The sequence below is a fragment of the Alphaproteobacteria bacterium genome (assembly GCA_040220875.1).
Taxonomy (GTDB): Bacteria; Pseudomonadota; Alphaproteobacteria; order JAVJVX01; family JAVJVX01; genus JAVJVX01.
On record JAVJVX010000004.1, the window covers coordinates 1 to 2121 of the forward strand.

Sequence of the window (2121 nt, forward strand, 5' to 3'; positions counted from 1 at the left end):
ATCTCGCGCACCCGGGCGACGAAATCCTCGTCGCGGTACAGGATCGGGTGATCGCAGCCATGGGCGCGGGCGATCTCCGCCTTCTCGGGACTGCCCACCGTGCCGATCACCGTCGCCCCCAGATGCTTCGCCCATTGGCAGAGCAGGACACCCACACCGCCGGCCGCGGCATGGACCAGGACTGTCTGGCCGGGCTTGAGGTGGTAGCACCGCCGGACCAGATATTCCGCCGTCAGCCCGCGGACGAGCGAAGCGGCGGCCTCCCTGTCGCTGATGCCGGCCGGGATTTTTGCCAGCATGTCCTCGTGGATCACGCGGTGGGTTGCATATGCCCAGACGTGGGAGGCGCAATATCCGACCCGATCACCTTTCCGGAAAGCGGTCACGCCGGGGCCGGTATCGATGACGACGCCGGCTGCCTCGACTCCGATGACGGTCGGCAACTCGTCCAGCGGGTAGAGGCCGGAGCGGCGATAGATGTCGATGAAATTGACGCCGATCGCCTTCTGCTCGAGAAGCACCTCGCCGGGGCCCGGATCCGGGACCGTCACGGTCTCGAAGGACATGACTTCTGTCCCGCCGGTCTCCCGGATCAGGATTGCCTTGGCTTCAATCGTCACGGTTTTCTCCCGTCAATTCAGGTCGCCGGACTCATGGTATCAGCACGACCGAGCCGGTCGTGCTTCTGGATTCAATCGCGCGATGCGCATCCGCCGCCTCCTCGAGCGCGAAGCGGGCAGCGACTTCCACCCGGACCGCCTTGCGCCGGACAACATCGAAAAAATCATGGGCACTTGCCAGCAGGTCCTCACGTTTCTTCGTGTGAACGAAGAAGGACGGGCGGGTATAGAAATAGCTTTTCCAGATATCGAACTTCATCAGCTCCAGCGGCTCCGGGTGACCGGAGGCGATACCGTAGAGCACCATGGTGCCGAGCGGGTCGAGACAGTCGAGCGATTTGTAAAACGTGTCCTTGCCCACGCTGTCGTAAACCACCGGCAGGCCGGCCCCGCCGGTGATCTCCTTCACGCGGGCGACCCAGTCTTCCTGCGTATAGAGAACAGGATAATCGCAGCCGTGGGCGCGGGCGATCTCCGCCTTCGCGGGGCTCGAGACCGTGCCGATCACGATGGCGCCAAGATCCTTTGCCCACTGGCACAGGATGAGCCCCGTGCCGCCGGCTGCCGCATGGACGAGAACCGTGTCGCCAGGGCGCACGGGATAGGTCTTGCGCACGAGGTATCGCACGGTCATGCCCTTGTGAAACCCGGCCGCGACCGTCTCGTCGTCGATATCATCGGGAATCGGCACGAGGCGCGAGGCGTCGAGGTTGCGCTCCCGGCAATAGCTACCCGTGGGCATGGTGGCGTAGCCAACCCTGTCGCCCGCGCGGATGCCATAGCGCTCACTCGCGAGTTCGCCCACCGCGACCACTTCCGCCGCCGCCTCGATCCCGGGAATGGTGGGCAGGGGCGGTGACGGGTAGGCGCCCTGGCGTTCGCCAATTTCCTTCATGTTCACGCCGATGGCGAGATGCCGAAGCCGGGCCTCCTCCGGCCCCGGCGGCGCGAGAGGGATCTCCTCGCCGCGGAGCACATCCGGGCCGCCGGTCTCATGGTAACGGATTGCAAGGGTGGTAGATGAGAGAGCAGACATGGAACTCCGTGATCAGGTGCTGCGGGTGCGGGTCAGGGGACGAGAATGATGGAGCCTGTGGTCCTGCGGCCCTCGAGATCGCGATGGGCCCGCGCGGCATCGCGCAGATCGTAGACATGGCCCGGCTCGATCCGGACCGCGCCCGAGAGAACCACATCGAAGATTTCGGCCGCATTGGCCTCGAGCTCGGCGCGCGTGCCGTTATAGGCGAAGATGGTGGGCCGGGTGAGCCAGAGGGCCCCACGCGGGCCGAGGCTCGCCACATCCACAGGCGGCACCTTGCCCGAGGCCTGGCCAAAGCTCGCCAGGATTCCGCGCGGGCTCAGGCAGTCGAGGGATTTCATGAAGGTGTCCTTGCCGACACTGTCGTAGACGACAGGCACGCCCTTGCCGTCGGTGATCTCGCGCACCCGGGCGACGAAATCCTCGTCGCGGTACAGGATCGGGTGATCGCAGCCATGGGCG

The 2121-nt window shown here is 65.4% G+C and carries 3 protein-coding genes; all 3 read right to left on the reverse strand.

Translation table 11 applies throughout. The features are described 5' to 3' along the window. Positions 1 to 620, reverse strand: a 620-nt coding sequence (locus RLQ26_02270) for a quinone oxidoreductase (protein ID MEQ9087549.1), incomplete at its 3' end; no start/stop codon positions are given. Between the two features lie 31 nt (positions 621 to 651). Beyond that, positions 652 to 1656, reverse strand: coding sequence for a quinone oxidoreductase (locus tag RLQ26_02275; GenBank protein MEQ9087550.1), 1005 nt, complete (start codon positions 1654 to 1656; stop codon positions 652 to 654). A 32-nt stretch (positions 1657 to 1688) separates the two neighbouring features. Next, positions 1689 to 2121: zinc-binding dehydrogenase (locus tag RLQ26_02280; protein MEQ9087551.1), on the reverse strand; the 433-nt coding region annotated here is incomplete at its 5' end.